The organism is Myxococcota bacterium, assembly GCA_041389495.1.
Lineage (GTDB): Bacteria > Myxococcota_A > UBA9160 > UBA9160 > UBA4427 > JAWKRT01.
In genome coordinates this window covers 32,890-59,404 of record JAWKRT010000004.1, presented here as the reverse complement: position 1 = coordinate 59,404, position 26,515 = coordinate 32,890, and the positions used below count along the sequence as shown (strand labels likewise).

The window sequence follows — 26,515 nt, the reverse complement described above, 5'->3', positions numbered from 1 at the left end:
CTGTGGTAGGCTGCGCGCTCCGCTCACCGCCCGCGCCCCCGGTCCCCGATGCCGAGCTCCGTCCCGCACGCGATCGACGCTCCGCACCACCCCGACGCGCTCGCGCCCGAGCGCATCGCGCGCGTCGACGTCGACGGCATCGGACTGTGCGTCTACGAGTGGGGTCCGCGCGACGCGACGCCGCTCCTGCTCGCGCACGGGCTCTGGGACACCGCGCGCGGCTTCGACGCCTTCGCGCGCCACTTCGCGGCGGACTTCCGCGTCGTCGCCTTCGACGCGCGCGGCCACGGCGACTCCGACTGGGCGGACGCGTACCCGTGGTCGATGGACGTGCGCGACATCGGCGCCCTGCTCGCATGGATCGGCACGCCCGCCCACGTCGTCGGCCACAGCCGCGGCGGCGGGCTCGCGATGGACGCCGCCGTCGCGTTCCCCGAACGCGTCCGCAGCGTCGTCGACATCGACGGCTTCGGCCCGCCCGAGGGAGGCTTCCGCCTCGCCGACGAGGCGCCGACGCCGGAGCGACACCCGGCCGACGGCTGCGCGGAGTTCCTCGATCACATGCGCGTGCTCGCGGAGCGGGGCTTCGCGTGGCGGCCCTATCCGACGCTCGACGCGCTGCTCGCGCGGCGCGCGGCGCAGAACCCGCGCATCCCGGCGGCGTGGATGCGCTACTTCGGGTTCCACTGCGCGCGGGCGACCGAGGACGGCTGGGTCTGGAAGGTCGACCCGCTGACCGCGGCCGGGCACGGGCCCTGGCACGCGAGCTGGATCGCGCCGCTGTGGAAGGGACTGCGCGCGCCCGTGCTCGCGCTCACCGGCGACACGCCCGACGCGTGGGGGCCGTGCGACGAAGCGACGCTGCAGGCGCGCCTGCGCTTCGTCCCCGCGTCGCAGTGGCGGCGCGCGGTGGTCGCGGACGCCGGGCACTTCGTCCACATGGAGCACCCCGCGGAGACGGCGCGGGTCGTGCGCGCGTTCCTCGAGGAGGTGTCGTGATGCGCGAGCTCGTGCGTGCGCGCGCGCGGCTCGCGCTGCACGTCGTGCGCGACGGGCGCGCCGACGCCGGCGCGCCCGCGCTGCTCCTGCTGCACGAGCTCGGAGGCTCGAGCGCACGCTGGACCGACGACGAGGCGGACGTGCTCGCGTGGCCGCGCGCGCGCGCGATCTACGCGCTCGACTTCGTCGGCCACGGAGCGTCCGCGGACTGTCGCGGCTCGGCCTACTGGGCGGAGGGCTTCGCAGCCGACGCGGATGCGGCGCTCGCCGCCATCGGCGCGAGCGGATCGGCGCCGGTCTGCGTGGCCGGGCGCGGCGTCGGCGCCTACGTGGCGATGCTGCTCGCGGGCGCGCGGCCCGCGGTCGTGCGCGGCGCCGCGCTGCTGCCCGGCGCGGGGCTCGCCGGTGCGGGCCCGGAGCCCGACCTCGGCGGCGCGCTCGCCCCGCTGCCGCCCCGCGCGGCGCCGCGGGGCGCGCCGCGCCCGGCGGTCCGTCCCGACCCGCGCGTCGCGCTCGCCGACGCCGAGCCGCGCCCGCCCGCGTACGCGCGCGCCTACGCCGAGCGCGCGCGGCGCCTCGTCGCCGCGCCGTGCGCGCCCGCGCCGCCGTGGTGGTCCGAATGCGCGAAGGCGCCGGCCTGGCTCGCCGCAGCGAGCCCGGCCGACGCCCTCCGTCGCCTCGCCGACTAGCGGCGCGCGACTAGCGACCCTTGGTCAGGCGGCCGACGTCGATGTAGCGGCGGATCTTGCCCTTGCTCTGCAGGGGCGTCCCGTTGTTGTCCCAGAACTCGATCCGGTTGCCCGTGCCCGTCTGCACGTTCACGATCATGTCGCTCACGATCCGCAGGTCGCGCGGCTCGTCGACGTTCTCCCAGCCCGGATACCAGTCGCCCTCGGTGAGATCCTTGTCGCCGCTCCAGCGGTGGTTGTGCCAGAGGATCTTCCAGAGCTCCTCCTTGCGGTCGTACGCGAAGGAGTAGAGCGCCGTGAGGGTCTGCTTGTCGATGTAGATGTCCTTGTGGTGGTACGGGTGGTCCGTGTTCTTCGGGATGAACCGCACCTTCACCGCCTTGCGCAGCTCCCACTGGTCGTCCGCGTAGGAGAGACCGTACGGGCCGAAGCTGTGGTCCTTCGCGTACGGGTAGGCCTTCACCTTCGTGTTCATCGGCGCGAGGATCTCCATCTCGCCGAGGCACTTCCACTCGTACTGCGGGATGATGCCCGAGAAGCTGAACAGGTCGTCGAGCGTGAAGTCCGTGCCCGACACCGCATCGGTGCGCTGCGCGGTCGAGATGCGGCGCACGCGGCGCAGCGTCGGCAGGTAGACCCACGTGTCGTCGTTCTTCGCCTCGGAGCGCGGGAGGTCCGACGACTTGTAGCGGTACGACATGAGGTTGATGCCGCGCGCGTCGAACGGGCCGGTCACCTCGATGCCGTTCGCCTGCTTGCGCTTCTCGCCGCGGAAGATGTCGCCGTCGTTCTCGTCGAGGTACTGCGGCTCGGGGCGGTTCGACAGCGTGATGCGCTTCGACGTGCCCTCGTAGTAGAGCGGAAGCTCCTCGCCGCGATCCCAGTACGAGTACCAGAAGCTCGCGTTCGCTCCGTCGCCCCACCACTGGTAGTCGAAGTTCCACATGATCTTGACGCCCGCCTGCGGGTCGCCCTTGCAGTCGATCTTGCTCATGTCGAACGGGAAGCCGGCGGTGTAGTTCTGGAGGCTGTTGTCGGGGCCGATCTTCGCCTGGCCCTTGAAGCGCTCGGTCGCCTTCCGGAAGACGTCCGCCTCGCTGTAGTCGCGGTAGAAGGGGCCGATCCGCATCTGCATGCCTTCGTAGAAGAAGAAGTCGCGGTTGGCCCAGAACTCCTTCGGCAGGTAGTCGCGGAGCTCGTCGACCTGATCGAAGGTGATGACGTCGCCTTCCTTGAAGGGCGGGTTGGAGCTGCCCGCATCGCGCTGGGCGGAGGCGACGAGAGGCGCGGCGAGCAGGGCCGCGGCGAGGACCGAGACGATCGAGCTGGGGCGCATGATTCCTCCTGGCTTTCCCCCGACACCGTTCCCCGGACATCGGATGGCGCCGCATTCTAAACGTCGCACGCGAGACTTCGAGTCAGATCGACACCGCGGGGCCGGATGGCGATTCGTCCCTCCCGGCGATCCGCGCGTCAGACGAGCGTCAGCATCCGGTGCGCGTCGACGAGCCGCTCCTGCAGCGGGAGGCCGTGCGGGCACGCGCCCGCGCAGGGCGCCGCGCAGCCGACGCACACCGACGCGTCGCGCTCGAGGCGCGCGTACTCCTGCATCGCGAGCTTCTGCGTGCCGTAGTCCTCGAAGTACATCCGGTGGCGGAGCACGTCGGCGATCGGCACGTCGAGCGGACACGCGTCGAGGCAGTCGCCGCAGTGCGCGTAGCAGTGCACGCCCGCGATCTCGCGGTCGTAGCGCTCGAGCAGCGCGACGTCGTGCGCCTCGAGCGCGCGGCCCGACGCGTAGAGGTACTCGTCGACGTGCTGCAGCTCGAAGAACGACACCACGAGACACGCGACGTCCGGGTTCGAGAGCACCCACTTGAAGGCGGCCTGCGAGTACGCGTCCGTCTCGCCGCGGAAGGCCTCCATGCCCTTGTGGCGCGCGCCCTTGAGCGTCTTCATGGCCACGACGCCCACATCGGCGCGCGCCGCGCGCGCGATCACGTCGGCGAGGTGCGGCCAGGCGCCGTGGTGGTAGGCGAGCATCATCACGTCGAAGCGGCCGCTCTCGATCGCGCGGTCGGCGACGCCGACGAGGTTCGGCGTGTGGCTCGAGAAGCCGAGGAAGCGCGCCTTGCCCTGCTCGCGCAGCCGGTCGAACGCCTCGTGCGCGTTCTCCGCCATGAGGCGGTCGACCGAGTCGCACGAGTGGATGTGGACGAGGTCGACGTAGTCGGTCTGCAGCCGCCGCAGGCTGTCCTCGACGACGCGGACGTACTCGCCGACGCTCGCCTGCGCCCCGAGGTGGCCCGTCGGCGTGCAGAACTTGGTCGCGAGGAACATGCGGTCGCGCCGGCCCTGGATGGCGCGTCCGAGCACGAGCTCCGAGCCGGCCTCGGAGTAGTCGGGCGACGTGTCGAAGTAGTTCACGCCGCGCTCGATCGCCGCGCGCGCGATCGCCTCGCCGTTCGTGGAGCCCGCGATCCGTCCCGATCCGAGCGAGACGTCGGACACCTCGAAGCCCGTGCGCCCGAGCCGCCGGTACGCGCGCACGCGCGACGCCGCCCACTCGGGCCGCGGCGACGGGTTCGTCGTCTCGACCTTCGGGTTCACGATGTTCGAGAGCGTGACCGTGTACCAGGGCGCGATGCGCGAGAGCACGCCCGCGCCGACGCCCGCGACGCCCCCCGCCATCGCGAGCCCGCCGAACAGGAAGCGGCGCCGCGCCGGCGTCGATGCGGCGCCCGGGGCCGCCGCGCGCGCCTCGCGCCCGAGCGCGGCCACCCAGCGCACGGTGAGCGCGACCGCGAGCACGAGCGCGCCCGCGAAGGCGACCGGGCCGACCATCGGGAGATAGGGGCGGTCGATGCCCTCGGCCATCGCGGCGATCGTCGGCGCGAGCCCGAAGGCGCCGAGCGCGACGGCCGCGACCCAGGCCGCGAGCGCCGCCCGCGCGGCCGCCGCGGCCGCGACGCGCCCGTCGCTGCCGCTCGAGCGATGCCGATCGTCCGGTGCGCTCATGGCCTCCCCCTCCGAGCTGCGAGCTGCGAGCTCCGAGCTCCGAGCTCCAAGTTCCCAGATGCGAGATGCGAGCTCCGAGCTGCGCGCCGTGCGAGCTGCAGGTCGCCGCAGCGTCTCACACGCGGAGCGGCGTGACCAGCGCGCCGCGCGCGATCAGCTGTAGCGGGCCTCCACGCCGGCACCCGTCTCGCGGTGGGCGCGCACCTCGTCGAGGGCGACCGCGACGTCCGCGAGGTACGCGTCCGCGACGCGCGCGTGGGCCGGCGACAACATGAGATGGATCCCGTGCGGCTCGGTGATGACGCCCGTGAACCAGCCGCGCGCCTTGAGGCGCGCCCACACGGCGAACACGGCGAGCGCCTCGGGGTCGCGCGCTCGATAGGCGAGCAGCCCGAGCCGCGGGTCGCCCACGACCGCGAGCTCGCCCGTCGCGGCGACACCGGTCGCGATCTTCTCGCGCGTCGCGACCACCTCGCGCGCCTTCGCGCGGTAGCCCTCGACACCGAGGTAGTTCATCACCGCCCACGCCGCGGCGATCGCGCCGCCCGGGCGCGTGCCCGCGGCCGTCGGCGTGGTCATCCCGCCGGCCGGCCAGTCGTCGAACGTGAACACCTGGTGCGCGCGCTGCGCCTCGCTGCGGTGGAACACGGTCGACGCGCCCTTCGCCGCGTAGCCGTACTTGTGGAGATCGGCCGAGATGCTGCACACGCCCGGCACCGCGAAGTCGAAGTCGCCGACGTCGACGCCGTTCATGCGCGCGAACGGCGCGAAGTAGCCGCCGACGCAGGCGTCGACGTGGAGCCACAGGCCGCGCTCCTCGGCGAGCGCGCCGAGTGCCGGGATCGGGTCGACGAGGCCGTACGGGAAGCAGGGCGCGGAGCCCACGAGCATCAGCGTGCGCGCGCCGCACGCCGCGGCCATCGCGTCGACGTCGGCGGTGAAGTCGGCGGCGACGGGCACGCGCCGCGTCGCGAGCCCGAGATACTGCGCGGCCTTGTCGAAGGCCGGGTGCGCCGAGCGCGGCAGCACGATCTCGCCGCCCGCCACCTCGCGCCCCGCCGCGCGCGCCGCATCGCGACACGCCTTCACCGCCATGAAGATCGACTCGGAGCCCCCGGACGTCATGTTCCCGCACGCGCCGTCGGGTGCGCGCAGCAGCGAGAGGCCCATGTCGACGACCTCGCGCTCCATGCGCGCGAGGCTCGGGAACGCCGCGGGCCCGAGCCCGTTCTCGGACTGGAAGAGCGCGTACGCCTGCTTGGCGACGTCGAGCACGTCGGCGCCGGCGTGGAAGACGTAGACGGCGGCGCGGCCGTCGCGCCAGTCGACGTCGTCCGCGGCGTAGGCGCGCATGCGCTCCTCGAGCTCGCGCCAGGGCGCTCCGCGATCGGGCATGGCGTGTCGCACGTCGGCGTCCTCCTGCGTCGGTGCGCGGCCCGGCGGCCCGCGCTCGCCCGAGCCTCGCACGTCGCGCCCCGCGCCGGCGCGCCGTTCTCGTCGCCGCGCGCACCCCGCGCGACGACGGCGCGCAGTCGCGAGCGCGAACGGGCCGCGTTGACGGCGGCGCGCGCGCGGTGGTAGAAGCCCACGTGTTGGATCGCAACCCGATGGGGGGCCGTCGGCGGATCGCACGCTCACCCGGAGGCTCTCATGCGCACGCTCGTCCACACGCTCTCGCTCGTCGCCGCTTCCACCCTGCTCGCCGGCGCCGCCGGTGCGCTCGGCTCGATCTCGCTGGCCGACCCCGCGCCCGAGGTCGCCGCCGATGCGTGCCCGCAGCTCACGCAGATCAAGTACCCGTGGCTGCGCTGCACGACCGCCGCCGACGGCACGAAGTCGATCGCGGGCGGCACGGTGCCGGCGATCGCGACCTGGGAGAACTCGCGACAGATGCCGCTCGGCTACGAGTTCATCGAGGGCGACGGCGCCTGGCTCCCGTACCGGACGAACGCCGAGTAGCGCTCCTCCCGCATCGCCGCGTCCGACTCCGACGGCGCACGCGCTCGCCGCGCGCGCGCCGCGCTTGACCCCTGCCGGGACAGCGGGGAAGATCCGCGCGGCGCGCGACCGGCGCGCGAGGAGATGCCGTGCCGCTCAGGGTCACGTTCGAGCTCAGCGACAAGGACCTTCGCCACTTCCGCTCGATCATGCGGCACGCGCGCCACGCCGCGCGCAAGACCCCCGAGAAGAAGATCGTCGCGAGCGCGCGCAAGCTCGCGGCCGCGGTCGAGGCGGCGGAAGTGCCGGACTTCGTGCGCGAGCGGCTCGCGCACCTGCCGAAGCTCGTCGCGATGCTCGAGGATCGCGAGTGGTCGCTCAGCGGCGACAACCGCGACCGCATCGTCAGCGCCCTCGCCTACTTCAACGAGCCCGTCGACCTGATCCCGGACTCGGTGCCCGGCCTCGGCTTCATCGACGACGCCATCATGGTCGAGCTCGTCGTCACCGAGCTGCGCCCCGACATCGAGGCCTACGACGACTTCTGCGCCTTCCGCAGGAAGCTCGACGGGCGCCGCAAGAGCGCGGCCGCCCGCCCGGCCGACGCCCAGGCGAGCCTCGAAGCGCGGCGCCGCGACCTGCACGCGCGCATGCGCCGGCGGCGCATGCGCCGCCGCTCGGCCCGCCAGCGCACGCCGTCGTCGACCCGGCCCTTCTCGCTCTTCTAGGCGCCGCCGCGGAGCGCGCGCTCAGGCGTGGCCGGCGCGCGCGCGCACCCACTCGAGGAAGCGCGTCACGGCGTTCACCGCCTGCGCCGAGCGCTCGCTGTGGAACACGTCGAAGGCGTGCTGCGCGTACGGGATCTCGGCATACACGACGGGCTCGCGCGACCGCTCGCGCAGCGCCGTCACGAACAGGCGCGCGTCCTCGACGAAGGCGAGCGCGTCGTAGCTCCCGTGGATGACGAAGAAGGGCGGCGCGTCCTCGCGCACCCAGCGCACCGGCGACGCGCGATCCCAGGCCTCCGGATCGTCGGCGAGCCGCGCCGGCATCACGTAGCGCTCGAGGAAGCCGCGCATCGAGCTGCGCCCGCGCACGTCGTCGCGGTCGGCGAAGTCGTAGATGCCGTAGAACGGGACGGCCGCGACCACGCTCGTGTCCACGTCCTCGAAGCCCGGCTGCAGCGAGGGCTCGTTCGCCGTGAGCGCGAAGAGCGCGCTCAGGTGTCCGCCCGCCGACCCGCCCGTCACGGCGACGAAGCTCGGATCGCCGCCGTAGGTCGCGACGTTCTCGCGGATCCACTTCATCGCGCGCTTGGCGTCGACCAGGTGCTCGGGGAAGCGCGCTCGCGGGCTCAGCTGGTAGTTGATCGCGACGCACACCCAGCCGCGCTCGGCGAGGTGCACCATCAGCGGCTGGCCCTGCTGCTCCTTGTTGCCGATCGTCCAGGCGCCGCCGTGGATCTGCAGCAGCACGGGCGCGTTCGCGACGTCGCGCCGAGGCCGGTAGACGTCGAGCAGGTTGCGCTTGCCGGCGGGGCCGTACGGCAGGTCGCGCAGCACCTCGACGGCGTCGCTCTTGAACGCGAAGGGGCGCGACCAGTCGCGCGGCGCGATCGCCTCGCGCAGCAGCGCGCGCCGCTCGCCGGGCACGCGCTCGAGATAGTCGTCGCCGAGCGTCTCGGCGAGCGCGCGCTCGAACGCGCTCCCCGCGAGCGAGGCGCGCCGCTGCAGCGCGACGAGCCCCGTCCACGACGCGAACGACACGGCGAGCCCGAGCGCGCCGGCGCCGCCCGCGAGGCCGCCGAACGCGACGAACCCGAGCGTCGCCGCCGCCTGCCACGCGACGTGGAAGAGCGCGAGCTCGCCGGTGAGCCACGACATCATGAAGTAGGCGGGCAGCGTCCAGCCGACGTGCCGCAGCCCGAGCCACGCCGCCGCCGTCCACGCGGCGCCGAACACGCTGGCGAGCAGGTACCACTCGGAGACCGAGGAGGGAGTCATCGTCGACACTCGCGCGCTCGCGCGCGCCGCGCGCGGGAGATGGATGCGAGACGGCGGCGCACCGCCGCGCGGAGCGCGTGCCGCTCGCGAGGCCGCAGAGTAGGCTACGCCTTCCCGCCGGTTCAACCGACGGCGCGGCCTCGACCGCTCCGCCCGACAGCGAGGCCCCCGTGCCGGACGCGCCCGCCCCTCCCGACGCCGCGTCGCCGGCATCGCGCGTCGCGCGACCCGCGGCGCTCGTCGTCCTCGGCGGCTTCGTCTGCCAGCTCGCGCTCGGCTACGGCCACACCTACGGCCACGTGCTCAACGACATCACGGCCGAGCTCGGCTGGACGCGCGCCGAGTTCTCGTTCGTGCGCGTGCCGCAGATGATCATGATGTCGGTCGCGAGCCCGATCGCGGGCATCGCGCTCGCGAGGCTCGGCGCGCGCCCCATTCTCGTGGGCTCGGTCGCGTGCCTGCTCGCGAGCCAGTGGATCCTGAGCGAGATGGGCTCGCTCGCGGCGTTCGGCACGGCGGCCGCGCTGCAGGGGCTCGTCGCCGTCGGTCTCGGCGACGTCGTCGTCGGTGCGATCGTCGCGCGCTGGGTGACGCGCGCGCGCGGGCTCGCGCTCGGGCTCGTCTTCGCCGGCTCGAACGTCGCGGGCTACCTGCTCGCCACGGCGCTCCCGCGCCTCGCGGCCGCGCACGGGTGGCGCGCGGCCGTGCTCCAGGTCGGCGTCGTCGGCGCCGCGCTCATGCTGCCGTTCGCGCTCTTCGTACTCCGCATGCCGCGCGGCGACGAGCCCGGCGCGCACGAGGTCGACCCGCGCCCGGCGGCCGCGCCCGCACCCGGCCCCGCGGTGCCCGCCGCGCGCGCCGACCTCGCGCTCGCCGACGCGCTCCGCACGCGCAGCTTCTGGATCCTCGCGTGGGCGCTCGGCGCGTTCTTCTTCGTGTTCGTCGGCGTGCTCGACCACCTCGTCGCGTCGCTGCGCGACGGCGGGCTCCCGCGCACCGAGGCGAGCGCGGCGCTCGGCCTCGCGGTCGGCGTCGGCCTCGTCGCGAAGCCGGTCTTCGGCGCGATCGCCGACGGGATCGACGCGCGCGTCGCGCTCCGCGTGCAGTTCGCGCTGCTCGCGATCGGGACGGCCGGCCTGCTCGCGCTCCCCTCGCCGTGGCTCGGCCCGCCCGTGCTCGTCGCGTTCGGCGCCGCGACGGCCGCGCGCGACGTGAGCTACCCGCTCGCGATCGAGCACTGCTTCGGCCCGCGCCACCTCGCGGAGATCTACGGCGCGCTGATGTTCCTGCTCTGGGCGGGCGCGGTCGGGACGCTCGTCGCCGGCCACCTCTACGACGCGCACGGGGACTACCGCGCCGCGTTCGCGCTCTTCGCGGCGCTCGCGGTGTCGAGCTTCGCGGCGACGCTGTTCGTGCGCGACGAGCGCGGTCGCTGATCGGCCGGCTCGCGCTCGCAACCTGCGCCGCGTCGCGCGCGCGTCCGCCCGCTGGAGTCGTACGCGTCCGCACCGATCGCATGGCGGGAATCGCGCCAGATGGTGCGTTCTCCCCCAGCGCGGACGGACGTTGCCGGTCCGTACGGCGTCCTGCGCGCCCGCTGTGCAGGCACGCCACGTGCACCGGTTCGGGCCACGCCGGTCTGTGTCGCACCGAGACGGGGTCTCCCGGTCGCGTCGCTTCCAGCGAGTCCCATCCACGATTCCGAGCGCCGCGGAGAGCGGACGCTCCCGGAGGATCCATGAAGCTCCGAACGCTCCTCGCGGCGCTCGCGCTCGTCGCCCTCGCCGGCCCGAGTGCGGCCGTCGTCAAGGTCTACGACTCGACGCCGCCGCACGGCACGCCGAGCGATCGCCTGCGATTCACGACCACGCTCTGCCCGCCGATCCAGGCCTCGCCCGGCACGGTCGCCGGCGGCGCGCAGATCACGGACACGGGCGGCGGAACCGTCACGCTGACGGGGCTGACGATCGAGCCCCTCGTGAACACGAACTTCGACACGACCTCGGTCTTCGGACCCGGCTCGTACGTGTTCGTGATCTCGCGCCCGACCGAGAAGCCGGCGGTTCCCTTCGTCGCTCCCGGAAGCACGGCCCCGGGCGGCACGATCGACTGGGGCGTCCTCGGCGGCTGGTCGCGCACGGGGTTCACCTTCTGCGCCTCGAGCCCGCAGACGATCTGCACCGCGGGCACGCAGGTGCCGCACGGCGTCACCGTGAACGCACCCGACATCAACTCGCCGACGTACGACCTCGGCACGTGGGCGTTCGACGCCGAGGGCGACTACTCGGCGGTGAGCGGCTACATCAACGGCACGCAGAACGGCGGAACGACGAACGGCCAGTACCTGCTGCGCGGCGTCTTCGTCGGCGGCGGCGTCCCGGCGCTCCCGCTCGTCGGCGCCGGCGCGCTCGCGCTCGGCCTGCTGGTCGGCGGCATGCGCACGGCGCTCCGCAAGCGCTAGCGCGCGGAGTCGCCCGGCTCTTCGAGGGCCGCTCGGCGCGAGCCGGGCGGCCCTCTTCGCGTCTCCACGCCGACGCCGATCGCCGCGCGGCGCGCGCCGCGCTCAGCCCTCGGCGAGGATGCGCTTGCCCGCCGTCCAGCCGCCGTCGACGACGAGCGAGCTGCCCGTCACGAACGACGCCTCGTCCGACGCGAGGAAGAGGCAGCAGGTGGCCACCTCCTCGGGCTGGCCGAAGCGGTTCATCGCGTGCCACGCGCGCATCTGCCGGTTGTGGGATGCGAGCTCGGGCGTGTCGCGCAGGATGGCCGTGAGTGGCGTCTCGATCAGGCCCGGGCACACGCAGTTCACGCGGATGCCGTGCGGCGCGTAGTCGATCGCGAGCGTCTTCGTCATCAGCACGACGCCGCCCTTCGACGCGTTGTACGGGAGCGAGCCGCTCATGCCCTCGAGCCCCTCGACGCTCGCGAGGTTCACGATCGCGCCGGAGCCCTGGCCGACCATGTGACGCAGCGCGTGCTTCGAGGCGAGGAACGTGCCCTTCATGTTGATGTCGACGACGCGGTCGTACTCCGCCACGTCGAGCTCGTGCGGCACGCCGCCCCCGCCGACGCCCGCCGCGTTCACGAGCACGTCGATGCGGCCGAACGCGCGCGCGGCATCGTCGATCGCGGCCGCGAGCCCCGCCTCGTCGCGCACGTCGACGCCCGCGGCGAAGCGCGCGCCGGGCGCCGCCGCCTCGACACCCGCGCGCGCCTTCGCGTCGGGCTCGTTGAGGTCGAGGCAGGCCACCTTCGCGCCCTCCGCCCCGAACAGCCGCGCGCACGCGAGCCCGATGCCCGACGCGCCGCCCGTGATCACGGCCACCCTGCCCGCGAGCCGTCCCGCTGCCATCGCTGCTCCTCCTACCTATTCGCTATTCGCGCGCGCGCCGCCGCGCGGCGGCTCCGCATAACGTCGGCGCAGCTCGTTCTTGAGCACCTTGCCCGACGGGTTGCGCGGCAGCTCGGCGACGTGCTCGAGCTGCTCCGGAATCTTCTGGACCATGAGCCGCCGCTCGCGCAGGAAGGCGACCATCTCGTCGAACCCGAGCGGCGCGGACGCGTCCTCGTCCACCACGACCGCGCAGCAGCGCTCGCCGAGCGCTGCGTCGGGCAGGCCGACGACGGCCACGTCCTTCACCCGCGGATGCGTGTAGAGGAGGTCCTCGACCTCCTTCGCCGGGATGTTCTCGCCCTTGCGGATGATCACGTCCTTGAGCCGCCCCGTGATCGTCACGAAGCCCTCGGCGTCGACGAAGCCGAGGTCGCCGCTGCGGAAGAAGCCCTCGTCGTCGAAGGCCTCGGCGTCGAGCGCGCCGTCGACGTAGCCCTTGCACAGCTGCGGGCCCGAGAGCCGCAGCTCGCCCTCCTCGCCCGCGCGCGCGATCGAGCCGTCCGCCCGCACGACCTTGATGCGCGCGCCCTCGGGCGTCGCGCGGCCCTCGGTGTGCGCGAGCTTCTCGTCGGGGTCGGTCGTCGCGTTCATCGCGATGATGGGGCACTCGGTGAGCCCGTAGCCCGACACGATGCCGACGCCGCCGAGCTCGCGCTTCATCTCGTAGTGGAGCTCGGGCGGCTTCGCGGCGGCGCCGCCCGGGAAGCAGACGACGTCGGGGAAGAGCGGCACGCCCGGCTGCCGGCGCTGCGCGGCGAGATAGGCCTGGTGGAAGGCCGTGCCCGAGCCCGCGTGCGTGCAGCCGTGCCGCGCGAGGTGCGGGATGCTCGTCGACGGCTCGAAGACCGCGATCGGCAGCAGCGCACAGCCGTGCGAGAGCGCGCTGCACAGCCACGTCGACCCGCCGATGTGCGTGAAGGGGAACGCGAGCGCGACGCGCGACGCGGGACCAACGGCGAGCCGGTCGGCCATGCCGCGCGCGTGCACCATGAGCGTGAGGTCGGTGTGCTTGGCGCCCTTCGGGTCGGCGGTGGTCCCGGACGTGTAGAAGACCCAGCGCACCGGCGCGCTCGCGGCGTCCGTCGCCGCCGGCGCCGCGGGCGCCGCGGGCTCCGCGGGCAGCGAGCCCGGATCGCCCTCGGGCAGCGCGCCGTCGACGACGAGCGCCTCGAGCCCGGCGATGTCCGCGGCGAGCGCGCGCGCCATCGCGCCGTAGTCGAAGCGCCGGAACGCCGGGGGCACGATCAGCAGGCGCGCGCGCGTCTGGCGCGCGATGAAGCCGAACTCGCGCTCGCGGTAGATCGGGATGACCGGGTTCTGGCGCGCGCCGAGCCGCGCGAGCGCGCCCTCGAGCACGATCGCCTCGATGGAGGTCGGGAGCGACCACGTCACGGGCGTGTCGACGCCGACGCCGCGCGCCGCGAGCCCGGCCGCCGCGCGCAGGCACGCGTCGCGGTAGCCGGCGAAGGACAGCACGCGGTCGTCCTCGCCGACGAGCATCGCGGCGTCGGGCGTCGCCTCGGCGCGGCGCGCGACGAGGCCCCAGAGCGTGTCGGCGGCGAGCGGCGCGGACGCGCCCGCCGGCGGGCCGTCGCTCATGCGCCGACGCCCTCGCGCGCGGCCAGCTCGCGCAGCTCGTTCTTCGTCACCTTGCCCGATGCGTTCACGGGCAGCGCGTCGAGCAGCTTCACGAAGCGCGGCACCTTGAAGTTCGCCATGTGCTGGCGCGACCACGCGACGACGGCCTCGGGGGTGAGCGCGGCGCCCCCCTTCGGCACGACGAAGGCCATGCCGACCTCGCCCATGCGCTCGTCGGGAACGCCGATGACCGCCACCTGCGCGACGCCCGGCATCTCGAAGAGCAGGCTCTCGATCTCGGCGGGATAGCAGTTGAACCCGCCCATGATGAACATGTCCTTGATGCGATCGGTGATGCGCAGGTAGCCGCGCTCGTCCATCACCGCGATGTCGCCCGTGTGGAGCCAGCCGTCGGCGTCGATCGCCTCGCGCGTCGCGGCCTCGTCCTCGAAGTAGCCCTTCATGACGTTGTAGCCGCGCACGACGACCTCGCCCGGCTCGCCGCGCGGCACCTCGCGGCCGTCCGGGTCGACGCAGCGCACCTCGACGTCCGGGATCGCGCAGCCGGACGTGTTCGCGATCGTCTCGGCGTCGTCGTCGGGCTGGCAGATGCTGACGGTGCCCGTGCTCTCGGTGAGCCCGTAGGCCGTCACGATCGTCTCGAAGCCGAGCTCGTCGCGCATGCGGTGGACGAGCTCGACGGGCACCGCCGCCGCGCCCGTCACCGCGAGGCGCAGGTTCGAGATGTCGTACTTCGCGAGGTCGGGGAAGGCGAGGATCGACTGGTAGATCGTGGGAGGCGCGGGCAGCACGGAGATGCGGTCCTTCGAGACGCGCTCGAGCACCTCCTTCACGTCGAACACGGGGTGCGGCAGCACGGTGACGCCGCGCATGATCGACGACAGCCAGCCCGCCTTGTAGCCGAACGAGTGGAAGAACGGGTTCACGATGAGGTAGCGATCGCCCTCGCGAAGGCCGACGACGCCGCTCCACACCTCGAACACGCGCAGGTTCTGCCCGTGCGCCGTCATCACGCCCTTGGGCTTGCCCGTCGTGCCCGAAGTGAACATCACGTCGGCGAGGTCGTCGGGCGACACCGCGAGCGCGCGCGCGAGCGCCGCCGACTCCGCGACGGACTCGCCCTCCGCGAGGAACGCGCTCCACGGCTGCGCGCCCTCGGACGCGCCGCGCAGCGACACGACGCGCTCGACGCTCGGCGTCTCCTGCGCGCGCGCGAGCGCCGCGTAGTCGGTGCCGAGGAACTCGCCCACCGTGCACAGCACGCGCGCGCGGCTCTTGTTGAGGATGTAGGCCGCCTCGGCGCCCTTGTAGCGGGTGTTGAGCGGCACGAGCGCGGCGCCCGCGGACTGCAGGCCGATCGCCGCGAGCACCCACTCGTACACGTTCGGCGCCCAGATCGCGACGCGGTCGCCGGGCTCGACGCCCGCGGCCATGAACGCGCGCGCGGCGCGCAGCCCCTCGCGCGCGAGGTCCTCGAACGAGAGCGCGACGTCGCCCTCCTCGATCGCGGCGAGCGAGCCGTAGGCCTCGGCCGCGGCGCGCACGAGCCGGGGCGTCGTGCCGATCGAGGCGATGTCGTGGAGCGGAGCCATGTCGATCCTCCAGGAGCGTCCGCGAGCGGCCGCGCGGGGGACGCGCACCTGCGCCGCATCGCTGCATCTCGTCGCGAGGGGGCGTACTCTACCGCGCGCCGCGAAGCCGACTCAATCGCGGCGCGCCGGCGCGCCGCCCGGCCCGCGCCCGTCTCCGAGGAGAGCCCGTGATCCAGACCTCGCGCCGCGACGACGGCATGAGCGACCTCGAGCGCGTCGTCGCGCGCGACGAGATCCGACAGCTCGCCTACCGCTATGCGTACGCGATCGACGCGCGTGACCTCGACCTGCTGGTCTCGCTCTTCGTCCCCGACGTGCGCGTGACGCGCGAGGCGAGCGGCCGCGCCGCGATGAAGGAGTTCTTCACCGCCTCGCTGCGCGCGATCGGCGTGTCCATCCTGTTCGTGGGGAACCACATCGTCGACTTCGAGAGCGCCACGCGCGCGAAGGGCGTCGTCTACTGCCGCGGGCAGATCCAGGACGGCGAGCGCTGGATCGAGCAGGCGATCCAGTACCGCGACACGTACGAGAAGCGCGACGGCGCATGGCTCTTCGTGAAGCGCACGCACGTGCTGTGGTACGGGGTCGAGACGGCCGAGCGGCCGCTCGCGCAGCGTCCGGCGAACTGGCCCGAGCACCACGACGGGCGTGGCACGGTGCCCGAGGACATCCCGAGCTGGCAGTCGTTCTGGGCCGCGCTCGAGGGCGATGGCGGGCCCGACGGCCGCCGCTCGGGCTGAGCGCCGCGCGCCGCCTCGCGCGACGATGCGCGCGCGACCCGTTGTATCGAGCCGGCCCGTTTCGTAATCTCCGCCGCCGTGGACACCCGATTCAGCGACGAGGACGAGGCCTTCCGCCGCGAGATCGCCGGCTGGCTCGCGGACAACCTGCGCGGCGAGTTCGAGAAGATCCGCGGGCGCGGCGGTCCGGGCGACGAGCACGCGTTCCTCGAGGAGCGCCTCGCGTGGGAGCGCGAGCTCGCGGCGGCCGGCTGGACGTGCGTCGGCTGGCCGGAGGAGCACGGCGGGCGCGGCCTGTCGCTCGAGCAGCAGGTGATCTTCTACGAGGAGTACGCGCGCGCCGGCGGGCCCGGCCGCGCGAACCACGTCGGCGAGACGCTGCTCGGCCCGACGATCGTCGCGTTCGGCACGCCCGCGCAGAAGGCGAAGTTCCTGCCCGGCATCGTCTCCGGCACCGAGATCTGGTGCCAGGGCTACTCCGAGCCGAACGCCGGCTCCGACCTCGCGAACGTGCAGACGAAGGCGCGCCTCGAGGGCGACGAGTGGATCGTCGACGGCCAGAAGGTGTGGACGTCGTGGGGCGCGTGGGCCGACTGGTGCTTCGTCGTCGCGCGCACCGACCCGGCCTCGCAGCGGCACAAGGGGCTCTCCTACCTGCTCGTCCCGATGAAGCAGCCGGGGGTCGAGCCGCGCCCGATCCTGCAGATGACGGGCACGAGCGAGTTCTGCGAGGTCTTCTTCAACGGCGCGCGCACGGCGAAGGACCACATCGTCGGCGAGCCGGGCCAGGGCTGGGCCGTCGCGATGGGCACGCTCGCCTTCGAGCGCGGCGCCTCGACGCTCGGCCAGCAGCTCCAGTTCACGAACGAGCTCGCGCAGATCATCGCGATCGCGAAGCGCAACGGGAAGGCCGAGGATCCGGTGATGCGCCAGCGCATCGCCGACGCCTGGATCGGCCTGCAGATCATGCGCGGCAACGCGATGCGCACGCTCTCGAGCACGAACCCCGAGCTGTCGCGCGAAGGCACGATCACGAAGATCTTCTGGGCCACCTGGCACCGCGAGCTCGGCAAGCTCTACATGGACGTGATGGGGCCCGAGGGCGAGATCGCCGCCGGCTTCCCGTACGAGCTGTCGCAGATGCAGCGGATGTACCTGTTCGTGCGGTCGGACACGATCTACGCGGGCTCGAACCAGATCCAGCGCAACATCATCAGCGAGCGGGCGCTCGGACTGCCGCGCGAACCGCGGCCGTAGCGCGCGGGTCGGGCGGACTGGATCGAGGTCGGCGGCCGGCGGGAGCGCTTCCCGCGAATGGCTCGCCGGCGCGTCGTGTTCGGCAGGCCGGAACTGGCTCGGGTGGCGCCGGCTGCGCTTGATTTCGCGGGAAGCGCTCCCGCCGGCCGCTCGCGCGTCCTGCTCGACCGCGCAACTACTTGTTGGAAAGGGGTTCGTCGACATGCCGGTTCCGCCGCCTTCGTATCCGCAGGGTCGCAATCTGTTGGCTGGGAAGACGGTGCTGGTTACGGCGGCGGCGGGGACCGGGATTGGTTTCGCGGTGGCGAAGCGCGCGGTGGAAGAAGGCGCTCGGGTGATGATCAGCGACATCCACGAGCGGCGGCTCGGCGAGGCGGCGGATCGGCTTCGCGAGGTGGCGGGAGAGAGGCCGCCGACGGCGCTCTGCAATGTGACGAAGCAGGAAGACGTGGATGCGCTGTGGGATGCGGCCGAGCGCGAGCTCGGGCACGTCGACGTCTTGATCAACAACGCGGGGCTCGGGGGCGAGGTGTCGCTCGTCGACATGACGGACGAGCAGTGGAACCTCGTGCTCGACGTGACGCTGAACGGCACGTTCCGCATGACGCGCGCGGCGCTCCAGCGCATGGCCGCGCGCGGCGGCTCGATCGTGAACAACGCCTCGGTGCTCGGCTGGCGCGCGCAGAAGGGGCAGGCGCACTACGCGGCGGCCAAGGCCGGCGTCATGGCGCTCACGCGCTGCGCGGCGGTCGAGGCCGCGGAGCACGGGCTCCGCGTGAACTGCGTCGCCCCGAGCATCGCGCTGCACCCGTTCCTCGTGAAGACGAGCAACCAGGAGCTGCTCGACCGGCTCCAGGAGCGCGAGGCATTCGGCCGCGCGGCCGAGCCGTGGGAGGTCGCCAACGTGATGGTGTTCCTCGGCAGCGACCTCTCGTCCTACATGACGGGCGAGGTCGTGTCGGTCAGCTCGCAGCATCCCTAGCACCGCGCCGGCGCGCGGTGGCAGGATGAGCCCATGCTGAAAGCGACGATCCTGATCGCCGGGCCGACCGTCCTCTACGTCGCGCTCGGCGTCCTGCGCCGGATGCTCTTCTAGGCGATGCCCCGACTCGTGCGCCCCACGCGGCTCTCGACCGTCGACCAGCTGATCGTCGGCGTGCTCGTGCTGTACCTCTTCGTGTTCGTCTTCGAGCTCGCCCTCGTGATGCCGTGCGGCGGCTGGGAGCACCTCGAGGGCTGCGACAGCTCCTCTGCGGAAGCCGCGCGCGCCGCCTGGCAGGGCTACTACGACATCGATCCGTACTGGGGCGCGATGCCCGACTGGTACGCGAACGTGATGAACGCGCAGGACTACCTCTACAATCCGTTCTGGGCGCTCGCGCTGTTCATGTTCCTGACCGGCCGACAGGACACGCCCTGGTTCCGCACCGCGATGATCGCCGTCGCGAGCGCGACGATGACGACCTCCCTGCTCGTCTTCGCGACACAGTTCGCGCACCCCGACGTCACCGCGTTCATGAAGATCGCGCTCCTGCAGGTCAACGGGCCCTGGGTGCTCGGGCCGCTCCTCTTCATCCACCGGATGCACCGCTCGCGTGTCGACCTCGCCTGATCGGGTCGACGAAGCCTCGCGCGCGCGCCCGCTTCCGCCGGGCCCGCGCTATGCGACGCCCTTCCAGTTCTTCCGCGAGCTGCGGCCCGACCCGCTCGCCTACTATCGAAAGCTCGTCGCCGAGTACGGCGACGTCGCGTGCGTGAAGATGTGGCCGCGCTGTCAGGTGGTGACGGCGCGCCCCGAGCAGCACCGGCGCGTGCTCGTCGATCGCGCGGAGCGCTATCCGAAGGGCGTCACGTTCCTGCGCCGCAAGGAGATCGGCGGCGACGGGCTCTTCTTCAGCGACGGCGAGCTGTGGAAGGACCAGCGGCGCCTCATCATGCCGTCGTTCCGCCGCAGCGCTCTGACCGAGCTCGTGCCGCACATGGTCGACGGTGCGCGCGCGTTCGTCGCGCGCATGCGCCAGCGGGTCGGCGAGCCCGCTTTCGACATCGCGCCCGAGATGGCGAAGCTCGCGATGGACATCGCCTGCCGCGCCTTCTTCGGCTGCGACATCCTCGACCGCGCGCAGGCGCTGCACGAAGCGCTGTGGGCGTCGAGCCGCTACACGGGGCACGTCTCGACGCACCCGCTCGCGCCGCCGCTCTGGGTGCCGACGCGGCGCAACCGCGAGGCGCGCGCCGCGCTGCGCACCATGTACGGCGCGATCGACGAGCTCATCGCCGAGAACCGCGCGCGCGGCGGCGGCGCGAACGTGCTCGCGCGGCTGAACGAGCACGTCGCCGAAGGCCGCATGAGCGAGCAGCAGCTGCGCTACGAAATGTGGACGCTGCTCAACGCCGGCCACGAGACGACCGCGACCACGATCGGCTTCGCGTTCGGGCTGCTGAGCCAGCACCCCGAAGCGCTCGCGCGCGTGCAGCAGGAAGCAGCCGCGCTGCGCGGGCGCGCGCCGACGCACGCCGATCTTCCCGCGCTCGACTTCACGCGCCGCGTCGTGTGCGAGACGCTGCGCCTCTACCCGCCCGCCTGGGGAACCGGGCGCGAGTGCATCGAAGACGACGAGATCGACGGCTACCGCATCCCGAAGGGCTCGATCGTCACGACGCTCTTCTTCGTGACGCACACGCACCGCGACTTCTGGGAGGATCCCGAGCGCTTCGATCCCGATCGCTTCCTGCCCGAGCGCGCGAACGCGCGCCCTGCCGACGCGTGGTGCCCGTTCGGCCTCGGCGGTCGGCGCTGCATCGGCGAGGAGTTCGCCTTGATGGAAGCGACGATCGCGATCGCCGCGCTCTCCGGCGAGCTCGAGCTTCGGCTCGCGCCCGGCGCGAAGGTCGAGGGACAGGTCTACGGCATCGGGCCGCTTCGGCCCGCGCGCGGCATCCCGATGACGGTGCACACACGATGAGGAACGAGACGTGACGACGACGCCGAACGCGTTCGAGCCCGCGAAGCTAGGCCCCGTCCAGCTTCGCAACCGCATCCTCAAGGCCGCGACCTTCGAGGGCATGACGGGCACGCAGACGATCGAGCCGCGCCTGATCGAGTTCCACCGCGCGGTCGCGCGCGGCGGCGTCGGCATGTCGACGCTCGCGTTCTGCGCCGTGTCGCCCGACGGCGGCGGGACGCCGAACGAGCTCGTGCTGCGCAGCGAGACGCTCCCCGGCCTGCGCGCGCTCGCCGACGCCGTGCACGCCGAGGGCGCGGCGATCTCCGCGCAGATCGGGCACGCGGGCGCCGTCGCGGCCGCGGCCGGCCTCCCCGCCCTCTCGCCGTCGCGCATCTTCAGTCCGCTCGCGATGAAGCGCACGCGCGCCGCCACGACGGACGACATCGCGCGCATCGTCCGCGACTTCGCCGAGGCCGCGACGCTTCTGCGCGAAGCCGACTTCGACGCCGTCGAGATCCACTTCGGGCACGGCTACCTGCCGAGCCAGTTCCTGTCGCCGAAGCTGAACCGGCGCGACGATGCCTGGGGTGGCTCGCTCGAGAACCGCGCGCGCTTCGCGCGCGACATCGCGAAGGCCGTCGCCGACGCGGTCGGCGGCCGCATGGCCGTGCTCGCGAAGCTCAACATGGACGACGGCGTGCCCGGCGGCCTGTGGGTCGACGAGAGCATCGAAGTCGCGCGCCTGCTCCAATCCGACGGAACGCTCGACGCGATCGAGCTCACCGGCGGGAGCTCCCTCCAGAACCCGATGTATCTCTTCCGCGGCGACGTTCCGCTCGCGGAGATGGCCGCATCGATGCCGAAGGCCGTCGGCCTCGGGCTCAAGCTCTTCGGACGCTATTTCTTCAAGACCTACCCGTTCGAGGAAGCCTACTTCCGCAGCTACGCGCGCCAGTTCCGCGCGGCCCTCGACATGCCGCTCGTCCTGCTCGGCGGCATCAACCGCCGCGACACGATCGAGCAGGCCATGGCCGACGGCTTCGAGTTCGTCGCCATGGGCCGCGCACTCGTGCGCGACCCGGACTTCGTCCACGCGATGATCGCCGGCGACGCGAGCGAGTCGCTGTGCGTGCACTGCAACAAGTGCATGGCCGCGATCTACAGCGGCACGCACTGCGTGCTGGCGGGCGGGGCCGAGCGCGGCTGACGGCGCCCGCTACAGCCCGATCCGCCGCGCCACGAGCTCGCGATGATGGGCGGCGTCGCCGAGCAGGGTCTCGCTCGACTTCGCGCGCTTGAAGTGGAGGTGGCAGTCGTACTCCCAGGTGAAGCCGACTCCGCCGTGGATCTGGATGTCGTCGGCCGCGCAGCGGAAGTAGGCGTCGGAGCAGTACGCCTTGGCGAGCGAGGCCATGCGCGGGAGGTCGTCGGTGCCTTCGGCGGCGGCGCAGGCGGCGAGGTAGAGGCCCGAGCGCGCGGCCTCGACGGCGACCATCATGTCGGCGCACTTGTGCTTGATGGCCTGGAAGGAGCCGATCACGCGGCCGAACTGGACGCGCTCCTTCGCGTAGGCGACGGCCATGTCGAGCGCGCGCTGCGCGCCGCCCACCTGCTCGGCCGCGAGCGCGACGGCGGCGAGGTCGAGCACGCGCGAGAGCGCGGGCCACGCCGCGCCCTCGGCGCCCAGGAGAGCGTCCGCGGGCACGCGCACGTCGTGGAAGGCGATCTCGGCCTGGCGGCGCGTCTGGTCGACGGTGGGCAGCGCCTTGCGCTCGACACCCGCGGCGTCGGCGGGCACGAGCGCGAGCGACACGCCCTGCTCGCCCGCGCTCCCCGGCGTGCGCGCGGCGACGACGAGCAGCTCGGCCGCGTGGCCGTCGACGACGTAGCGCTTGGTGCCGCGGAGCACGAACGCGTCGCCGTCGCGCGCGAGCGTGGCCTCGATGCCGCGCGCGTCCCAGCGCCCGTTCGGCTCCGTCATCGCGAGCGTCGCCGTGCACGCGCCCTCCGCGATCTTCGGCAGCCACTCCTGCTTCTGGGCTTCGCTGCCCGCGACGAGCAGCGCATTCGCGCCGAACGCGAGCGTCGCGAAGTACGGCGAGCAGACGAGGTGCTCGCCCATGATCTCGAGCAGCGCCACGAGCTCGACGTAGCCGAGGCCGAGCCCGCCGTACTCCTCGGGGATGTGCACCGCGGTCCAGCCGAGCTCGCTCCCGAGCTGCCGCCAGAGGGCATCGTCCCAGCCGCGCTCGCTCTCCATCGCCGCGCGCACGCGCTCGGACGACGCGTGCTCCGCGAGGAAGGCGCGCGCCGTCTCGCGCAGCTCCTGCTGCTCTTCGGTGAAGGCGAAGTTCATGCTAGGTCCCGTAGCACTTCTGCGGCGCGGGAGCCTTGGACAGGATCTGGTGCACCGCGGCGCCGACTTCGTCCGGGTTCCAGCGCGAGCCCTTGTCGACCTCGGCGTCGTCGCGCCAGCCGTCCGAGACGGCGATGCGCCCGCCCTTCACCTCGAACACGCGGCCCGTCACGTCGCGCGACTCGGGGCTGCCGAGCCAGACGACGAGCGGCGAGACATTCTCGGGCGCGGCGACGTCGAAGACGCCCTCGCCGGGCTTCGCCATGTCGGCCGCGAACACCTCCTCCGTCATGCGCGTGCGCGCGGACGGCGCGATCGCGTTGGCGGTGATGCCGTAACGCGCGAGCTCCGCCGCCTGCACCAGCGTGAGCGTCGCGATCGCGCCCTTCGCGGCGCCGTACACCGCCTGGCCGACGCTCCCCTGCAGCCCCGCGCCCGAGCTCGTGTTGATGATGCGCGCATCGACCTGGTCGCCGGCCTTCGCGCGGTCGCGCCAGTGGGCGGCCGCGTGGCGCGCGACGGCGAAGTGCCCCTTCAGGTGCACGCGCGTCACGAAGTCGAACTCCTCCTCGGTCGCGTTCACGAACATGCGGTCGCGCACGACGCCCGCGTTGTTCACGACGACGTCGAGTCGGCCGAACGCCGAGACGGCCTGGTCGATCATCGCCTTCGCCTGCGCCCAGTCGGCAACGTCGGCGCCGTTCGCGATCGCCTCGCCGCCCATGCCGCGGATCTGCTCGACGAGCTCGCCGGCCGGGCCCGTGCCGCCGCCCGAGCCGTCGAGCTCGACGCCGATGTCGTTGACGACCACCTTCGCGCCCTCGGCCGCGAAGGCGAGGCAGTGCGCGCGACCGAGGCCGCGCGCGCCGCCGGTCACGATCACGACGCGTCCGTCACAGATGCCCATCTCGATATGTCCCCTGCCCTGCCCGAGCTACAGCCGCTCGAGGATCGTGACGTTCGCCTGGCCGCCGCCTTCGCACATCGTCTGCAGGCCGTAGCGCCCGCCGGTGCGCTCGAGCTCGCCGAGCAACGTGGTCATGAGCCGCGCGCCGGTCGCGCCGATCGGATGGCCGAGTGCGATCGCGCCGCCGTTCGGGTTCGTCCTCGCCGGGTCGTAGCCGGTCTCCTTCAGCCACGCGAGCACGACCGAGGCGAAGGCCTCGTTGATCTCGACCGCGTCGATCTGGTCGAGCGTCATGCCGGCCCGCTTCATGGCGTAGGCCGTGGCCGGGATCGGCGCCGTCAGCATCCACACCGGGTCGTCGGCGCGCACGCTCATGTGGTGGATGCGCGCGCGCGGCGTGAGGCCGTGCTCCTTCACCGCGCGCTCGCTCGCGATCAGGAGCGCGGCCGATGCGTCCGAGAGCTGGCTCGAGACGGCGGCCGTGATGCGCTCGCAGCCGGGAAGCGTCGCGAGCTTCGCCATCTTCTCGGGCGACGTGTCGCGGCGCGGGCCTTCGTCGACCGCGCAGTCGCCGAGCGGCGCGATCTCGTCGGCGAACTTCCCCGAATCGATGGCGGCGATCGCGCGCCGGTGGCTCTCGAGCGCGAAGGCTTCGAGATCCTCCCGCGAGCAGTTCCACTTCACGGCGATCCGCTCGGCCGACCCGAACTGCGAGACCTCGCCGTCGCCGTAGCGCGCGACCCAGCCCTTGCTCTGGCGGAAGGGGTCGGTGAAGCCGAGGTGCTCGGCGCAGGTCATCGCCGACGAGATCGGGATCTGCGACATGCTCTGCACGCCGCCCGCGACGACGAGGTCGTTCACGCCCGCCATCACCGCCTGCGCGGCGAAGTGCACGGCCTGCTGGCCCGAGCCGCACTGGCGATCGACGGTGACGCCCGGAACGTGATCGGGAAGCCCCGCCACCACCCAGCACGTGCGCGCGATGTCGCCCGCCTGCGAGCCGATCGTGTCGCAGCAGCCGAAGATCACGTCCTCGACCGCGCCCGGGTCGACGCCCGTGCGGTCCATCAGCGCCTGGATCGAGTGCGCGCCGAGGTCGGCCGAGTGCACCTGCGAGAGGCCGCCGCCGCGGCGGCCGACGGGCGTGCGCACCGCGTCGACGATGAAGGCTTCGGGCATGGGATCCTCCTCGAGGGGGTCGGAAGCGGGCGCGCGCGCCCGGCTCGGCAGGCGCGGCCGCCTACCCTTCGAACTTCGCAGCGCGCTTCCCGACGAAGGCGTCGCGCGCTTCCTGGGAATCGGGCGAGCTGTAGAGCTCGAGCGTGAAGCCCTGCTCGTAGCGGTAGCTGCGCTTGGGGTCGAGCAGCTCGATGCCGTTGAGCGACTCCTTCGCGAGCCGCAGCGCGAGCGGGCTCTTCGCCGCGAACTTCCGGGCCAGCGCGCGCGCCGCGTCGCGAAGCTCGGCGCGCGGAACCACCGCTTCGAGCGCGCCCACGCGATAGGCCTCGCGCGCGTCGATCGGCTCGCCCGTCATGAACATCCGCCGCGCCTTCTGCTCGGGGAAGAGCCGGCGCAGGTGCGTCGCCGCGCCGAGCGCGCCGCGATCGATCTCGGGCATGCCGAACGTCGCGTCGTCGCTCGCGATCACGACGTCGCACGAGCCCGCGATGCCGATCCCGCCGCCGAGCACGAAGCCGTGGCAGGCCGCGATCGTCGGGAACGGGCAGTCGTAGATCGCGCCGAACGACTCGCGGCAGCCGCGGTTCGCCGCGATGATCACGTTGCCGTCGGCCGCGAGCTCCTTCACGTCGACGCCGCACTGGAAGCCGCGCCCTTCGGCCGCGAGCACGAGACAGTTCACGTTCGGGTTCGCGCCGATCTCGCGCACGCGCGCGGCGAGCTCGAGCCACTCGGCCGCCTTGAAGGCGTTCACCGGCGGGAAGTTCCAGACGAGCTCGGCGATGCCGGCATCGATCCGCAGGTCGAACGGCATTCAGTCTCCTTGGGCGCGCAGCGCGGCGAGCGCGTCGAGGCGCGCGAGCGCTTCGCGGCGGATGCGATCCATCAGCTCGGCGACCGTCGGTCGGTCCTCGATCAGGCCCGCGACCTGCCCGCTCGGCAGGTAGCCGCGCTTCGGGTCGCCGTCGACCATCGCGCGCTTCGCGAGCATGGGCGCGTTCGCGGCCATCAGCACCTGCGACCACGTGAGCCCCTGGCTGCGCTTCATCGCGAGGCCCGAGCGGAGGATCTCGAGGATCGATGCGCCGCTCGCCTTGCGGTACTCGAGCGCCGTCTCGAGCGCGTGCAGGAGCTTGTTGAGCGGGCCGCTGCCCTGGAGCGCGCGCAGCAGCTCGTTCTCGATGCAGCGCTGCGGCAGGCCGTCGATCTCCGTCGTCACGTAGACGTCCGCGAGCTGCGCCTTCACATAACGTTCTTCCGTCGCCGGGAGGAGCGGGCTCTCCTTGGTCATCAGGAAGCGCGTGCCCATCGCGATGCCCGAGGCACCCCACGCGAGCGCGGCGACGAGCCCCGCACCGTCGCGGAAGCCGCCTGCGGCGATCACCGGAATGCGCCCGTTCACGGCGTCGATTACGTCGGGAATGAGCAGCGACGTCGGGATCGGGCCCGTGTGGCCGCCGCCCTCGCTGCCCTGCACGACGACGGCGTCGGCGCCGAGGTCGATCGCCTTGCGCGCGTGCTTGGCGAGCCCGATCGTCGGGATGCAGCGCGCGCCCGCGTCCTTGAGCCGCTGGATCATGGCCGCGTTCGGCGCGCGGTTGTAGCTCGCCACCGCGACGCGGTGCTCGATCATCGCGTCGACGATGCGGTCCGCGCCCGGCGCGTCCATCAGCACGTTCACGCCGAACGGCCGGCTCGTGAGCTCCTCGACGCGCCGCAGCGCGGCGTCGACCTCGCTCGGCACGAGGCTCGCCGTCGCGAGGAAGCCGATGCCGCCGGCGTTGCACGTCGCGGCCACGAGCTCGGGCGTCGCCACCCAGCCCATCGCCGTCTGCACGACGGGCATGTCGATGCCGAGCATGTCCGTGAGCGGTGTCGCGATCGTCGCGGGCATCG

General features: G+C 72.9%; 24 protein-coding genes. 12 read left to right on the top strand and 12 right to left on the bottom strand.

The window, feature by feature from the left end; translation table 11 throughout:
- Positions 1-48: 48 nt before the first annotated feature.
- Together R3E88_18735 and R3E88_18730 are read left to right on the top strand one after the other, a co-directional pair.
- Positions 49-999 carry an alpha/beta hydrolase gene (locus tag R3E88_18735; protein ID MEZ4218519.1) on the top strand — a complete coding sequence of 317 codons (951 nt, stop codon included), beginning with the start codon at positions 49-51 and terminating at the stop codon, positions 997-999.
- Entirely contained in the window at positions 996-1,688 is a 693-nt protein-coding gene (locus R3E88_18730; protein ID MEZ4218518.1) for an alpha/beta hydrolase, read from the top strand. The genes R3E88_18735 and R3E88_18730 overlap by 4 nt, the downstream gene beginning before the upstream one ends.
- Before the next feature lie 10 nt (positions 1,689-1,698).
- Here the strand turns inward: R3E88_18730 and R3E88_18725 are convergent, their stop codons facing one another.
- The 3 genes from R3E88_18725 to R3E88_18715 form a co-directional block, all read right to left on the bottom strand.
- A complete protein-coding gene (locus tag R3E88_18725; protein MEZ4218517.1) occupies positions 1,699-3,024 on the bottom strand; it encodes a DUF1329 domain-containing protein in 1,326 nt (441 codons plus the stop codon).
- A 137-nt stretch (positions 3,025-3,161) separates the two neighbouring features.
- Positions 3,162-4,706 carry an aldo/keto reductase gene (locus R3E88_18720; protein MEZ4218516.1) on the bottom strand — a complete coding sequence of 515 codons (1,545 nt, stop codon included), beginning with the start codon at positions 4,704-4,706 and terminating at the stop codon, positions 3,162-3,164.
- Between the two features lie 153 nt (positions 4,707-4,859).
- Positions 4,860-6,173, bottom strand: a complete 1,314-nt coding sequence (locus tag R3E88_18715) for an aspartate aminotransferase family protein (protein MEZ4218515.1) — start codon at positions 6,171-6,173, stop codon at positions 4,860-4,862.
- Positions 6,174-6,356: 183 nt separating this feature from the next.
- Here R3E88_18715 and R3E88_18710 point away from each other — a divergent pair, with 183 nt between their 5' ends.
- Together R3E88_18710 and R3E88_18705 are read left to right on the top strand one after the other, a co-directional pair.
- A complete protein-coding gene (locus tag R3E88_18710; protein ID MEZ4218514.1) occupies positions 6,357-6,665 on the top strand; it encodes a hypothetical protein in 309 nt (102 codons plus the stop codon).
- Between the two features lie 128 nt (positions 6,666-6,793).
- A complete protein-coding gene (locus tag R3E88_18705) occupies positions 6,794-7,372 on the top strand; it encodes a YkvA family protein (protein MEZ4218513.1) in 579 nt (192 codons plus the stop codon).
- Between the two features lie 21 nt (positions 7,373-7,393).
- On the opposite strand, the gene R3E88_18700 is transcribed toward R3E88_18705, so the two are convergent.
- Positions 7,394-8,647, bottom strand: a complete 1,254-nt coding sequence (locus tag R3E88_18700) for an alpha/beta hydrolase (GenBank protein ID MEZ4218512.1) — start codon at positions 8,645-8,647, stop codon at positions 7,394-7,396.
- A gap of 170 nt (positions 8,648-8,817) precedes the next feature.
- Here R3E88_18700 and R3E88_18695 point away from each other — a divergent pair, with 170 nt between their 5' ends.
- Positions 8,818-10,083 (top strand): MFS transporter, encoded by a 1,266-nt coding sequence (locus R3E88_18695; protein MEZ4218511.1) that lies wholly within the window; start codon positions 8,818-8,820, stop codon positions 10,081-10,083.
- Between the two features lie 302 nt (positions 10,084-10,385).
- Positions 10,386-11,108, top strand: a complete 723-nt coding sequence (locus R3E88_18690; protein MEZ4218510.1) for a hypothetical protein — start codon at positions 10,386-10,388, stop codon at positions 11,106-11,108.
- Between the two features lie 102 nt (positions 11,109-11,210).
- Here R3E88_18690 and R3E88_18685 read toward each other — a convergent pair whose 3' ends face one another.
- The 3 genes from R3E88_18685 to R3E88_18675 are packed head-to-tail and all read right to left on the bottom strand — an operon-like array spanning position 11,211 to position 15,232.
- A complete protein-coding gene (locus tag R3E88_18685; protein MEZ4218509.1) occupies positions 11,211-11,999 on the bottom strand; it encodes an SDR family NAD(P)-dependent oxidoreductase in 789 nt (262 codons plus the stop codon).
- 15 nt (positions 12,000-12,014) lie between these two features.
- On the bottom strand, positions 12,015-13,640 hold the full coding sequence (locus R3E88_18680) for an AMP-binding protein (GenBank protein MEZ4218508.1): 1,626 nt from the start codon (positions 13,638-13,640) through the stop codon (positions 12,015-12,017).
- Complete coding sequence (locus R3E88_18675) at positions 13,637-15,232, bottom strand: FadD3 family acyl-CoA ligase (GenBank protein ID MEZ4218507.1); 1,596 nt, start codon at positions 15,230-15,232, stop codon at positions 13,637-13,639. Before R3E88_18675 ends, R3E88_18680 begins: the two co-directional genes overlap by 4 nt.
- 167 nt (positions 15,233-15,399) lie before the next feature.
- On the opposite strand from R3E88_18675, the gene R3E88_18670 reads away from it, so the two are divergent.
- The 6 genes from R3E88_18670 to R3E88_18645 all read left to right on the top strand — a co-directional run bounded on the left by R3E88_18670 (position 15,400) and on the right by R3E88_18645 (position 21,384).
- Positions 15,400-15,972 (top strand): nuclear transport factor 2 family protein, encoded by a 573-nt coding sequence (locus R3E88_18670; protein MEZ4218506.1) that lies wholly within the window; start codon positions 15,400-15,402, stop codon positions 15,970-15,972.
- A gap of 78 nt (positions 15,973-16,050) precedes the next feature.
- Positions 16,051-17,229: an acyl-CoA dehydrogenase family protein gene (locus tag R3E88_18665; protein MEZ4218505.1), complete on the top strand. Its 1,179-nt coding sequence runs from the start codon at positions 16,051-16,053 to the stop codon at positions 17,227-17,229.
- Between the two features lie 202 nt (positions 17,230-17,431).
- Positions 17,432-18,211, top strand: a complete 780-nt coding sequence (locus tag R3E88_18660) for an SDR family oxidoreductase (protein ID MEZ4218504.1) — start codon at positions 17,432-17,434, stop codon at positions 18,209-18,211.
- Positions 18,212-18,328: 117 nt separating this feature from the next.
- Positions 18,329-18,841: a hypothetical protein gene (locus tag R3E88_18655; protein MEZ4218503.1), complete on the top strand. Its 513-nt coding sequence runs from the start codon at positions 18,329-18,331 to the stop codon at positions 18,839-18,841.
- A complete protein-coding gene (locus tag R3E88_18650) occupies positions 18,825-20,195 on the top strand; it encodes a cytochrome P450 (GenBank protein ID MEZ4218502.1) in 1,371 nt (456 codons plus the stop codon). The genes R3E88_18655 and R3E88_18650 overlap by 17 nt, the downstream gene beginning before the upstream one ends.
- Positions 20,196-20,205: 10 nt before the next feature.
- Positions 20,206-21,384 carry an NADH:flavin oxidoreductase gene (locus R3E88_18645; GenBank protein ID MEZ4218501.1) on the top strand — a complete coding sequence of 393 codons (1,179 nt, stop codon included), beginning with the start codon at positions 20,206-20,208 and terminating at the stop codon, positions 21,382-21,384.
- 9 nt (positions 21,385-21,393) lie between these two features.
- On the opposite strand, the gene R3E88_18640 is transcribed toward R3E88_18645, so the two are convergent.
- From R3E88_18640 to R3E88_18620, 5 genes are all read right to left on the bottom strand, one after another.
- A complete protein-coding gene (locus R3E88_18640) occupies positions 21,394-22,533 on the bottom strand; it encodes an acyl-CoA dehydrogenase family protein (protein MEZ4218500.1) in 1,140 nt (379 codons plus the stop codon).
- Between the two features lies 1 nt (position 22,534).
- A complete protein-coding gene (locus R3E88_18635) occupies positions 22,535-23,440 on the bottom strand; it encodes an SDR family oxidoreductase (protein ID MEZ4218499.1) in 906 nt (301 codons plus the stop codon).
- A gap of 27 nt (positions 23,441-23,467) precedes the next feature.
- Positions 23,468-24,619: an acetyl-CoA C-acetyltransferase gene (locus tag R3E88_18630; protein ID MEZ4218498.1), complete on the bottom strand. Its 1,152-nt coding sequence runs from the start codon at positions 24,617-24,619 to the stop codon at positions 23,468-23,470.
- 61 nt (positions 24,620-24,680) lie between these two features.
- On the bottom strand, positions 24,681-25,433 hold the full coding sequence (locus R3E88_18625) for an enoyl-CoA hydratase family protein (protein ID MEZ4218497.1): 753 nt from the start codon (positions 25,431-25,433) through the stop codon (positions 24,681-24,683).
- A complete protein-coding gene (locus R3E88_18620) occupies positions 25,434-26,513 on the bottom strand; it encodes a nitronate monooxygenase (protein ID MEZ4218496.1) in 1,080 nt (359 codons plus the stop codon). It lies immediately after the preceding gene.
- Positions 26,514-26,515: the final 2 nt, after the last annotated feature.

Bases quoted from the DNA above. Each gene is read 5' to 3' on its own strand.
- R3E88_18690 (MEZ4218510.1), top strand. From the start codon at position 10,386: ATGAAGCTCCGAACGCTCCTCGCGGCGCTCGCGCTCGTCGCCCTCGCC.
- R3E88_18635 (MEZ4218499.1), bottom strand. From the start codon at position 23,440: ATGGGCATCTGTGACGGACGCGTCGTGATCGTGACCGGCGGCGCGCGC.
- R3E88_18660 (MEZ4218504.1), top strand. From the start codon at position 17,432: ATGCCGGTTCCGCCGCCTTCGTATCCGCAGGGTCGCAATCTGTTGGCT.
- R3E88_18620 (MEZ4218496.1), bottom strand. From the start codon at position 26,513: ATGCCCGCGACGATCGCGACACCGCTCACGGACATGCTCGGCATCGAC.
- R3E88_18655 (MEZ4218503.1), top strand. From the start codon at position 18,329: ATGCCCCGACTCGTGCGCCCCACGCGGCTCTCGACCGTCGACCAGCTG.
- R3E88_18720 (MEZ4218516.1), bottom strand. From the start codon at position 4,706: ATGAGCGCACCGGACGATCGGCATCGCTCGAGCGGCAGCGACGGGCGC.
- R3E88_18675 (MEZ4218507.1), bottom strand. From the start codon at position 15,232: ATGGCTCCGCTCCACGACATCGCCTCGATCGGCACGACGCCCCGGCTC.
- R3E88_18630 (MEZ4218498.1), bottom strand. From the start codon at position 24,619: ATGCCCGAAGCCTTCATCGTCGACGCGGTGCGCACGCCCGTCGGCCGC.
- R3E88_18640 (MEZ4218500.1), bottom strand. From the start codon at position 22,533: ATGAACTTCGCCTTCACCGAAGAGCAGCAGGAGCTGCGCGAGACGGCG.
- R3E88_18700 (MEZ4218512.1), bottom strand. From the start codon at position 8,647: ATGACTCCCTCCTCGGTCTCCGAGTGGTACCTGCTCGCCAGCGTGTTC.
- R3E88_18735 (MEZ4218519.1), top strand. From the start codon at position 49: ATGCCGAGCTCCGTCCCGCACGCGATCGACGCTCCGCACCACCCCGAC.
- R3E88_18710 (MEZ4218514.1), top strand. From the start codon at position 6,357: ATGCGCACGCTCGTCCACACGCTCTCGCTCGTCGCCGCTTCCACCCTG.
- R3E88_18625 (MEZ4218497.1), bottom strand. From the start codon at position 25,433: ATGCCGTTCGACCTGCGGATCGATGCCGGCATCGCCGAGCTCGTCTGG.
- R3E88_18685 (MEZ4218509.1), bottom strand. From the start codon at position 11,999: ATGGCAGCGGGACGGCTCGCGGGCAGGGTGGCCGTGATCACGGGCGGC.
- R3E88_18725 (MEZ4218517.1), bottom strand. From the start codon at position 3,024: ATGCGCCCCAGCTCGATCGTCTCGGTCCTCGCCGCGGCCCTGCTCGCC.
- R3E88_18680 (MEZ4218508.1), bottom strand. From the start codon at position 13,640: ATGAGCGACGGCCCGCCGGCGGGCGCGTCCGCGCCGCTCGCCGCCGAC.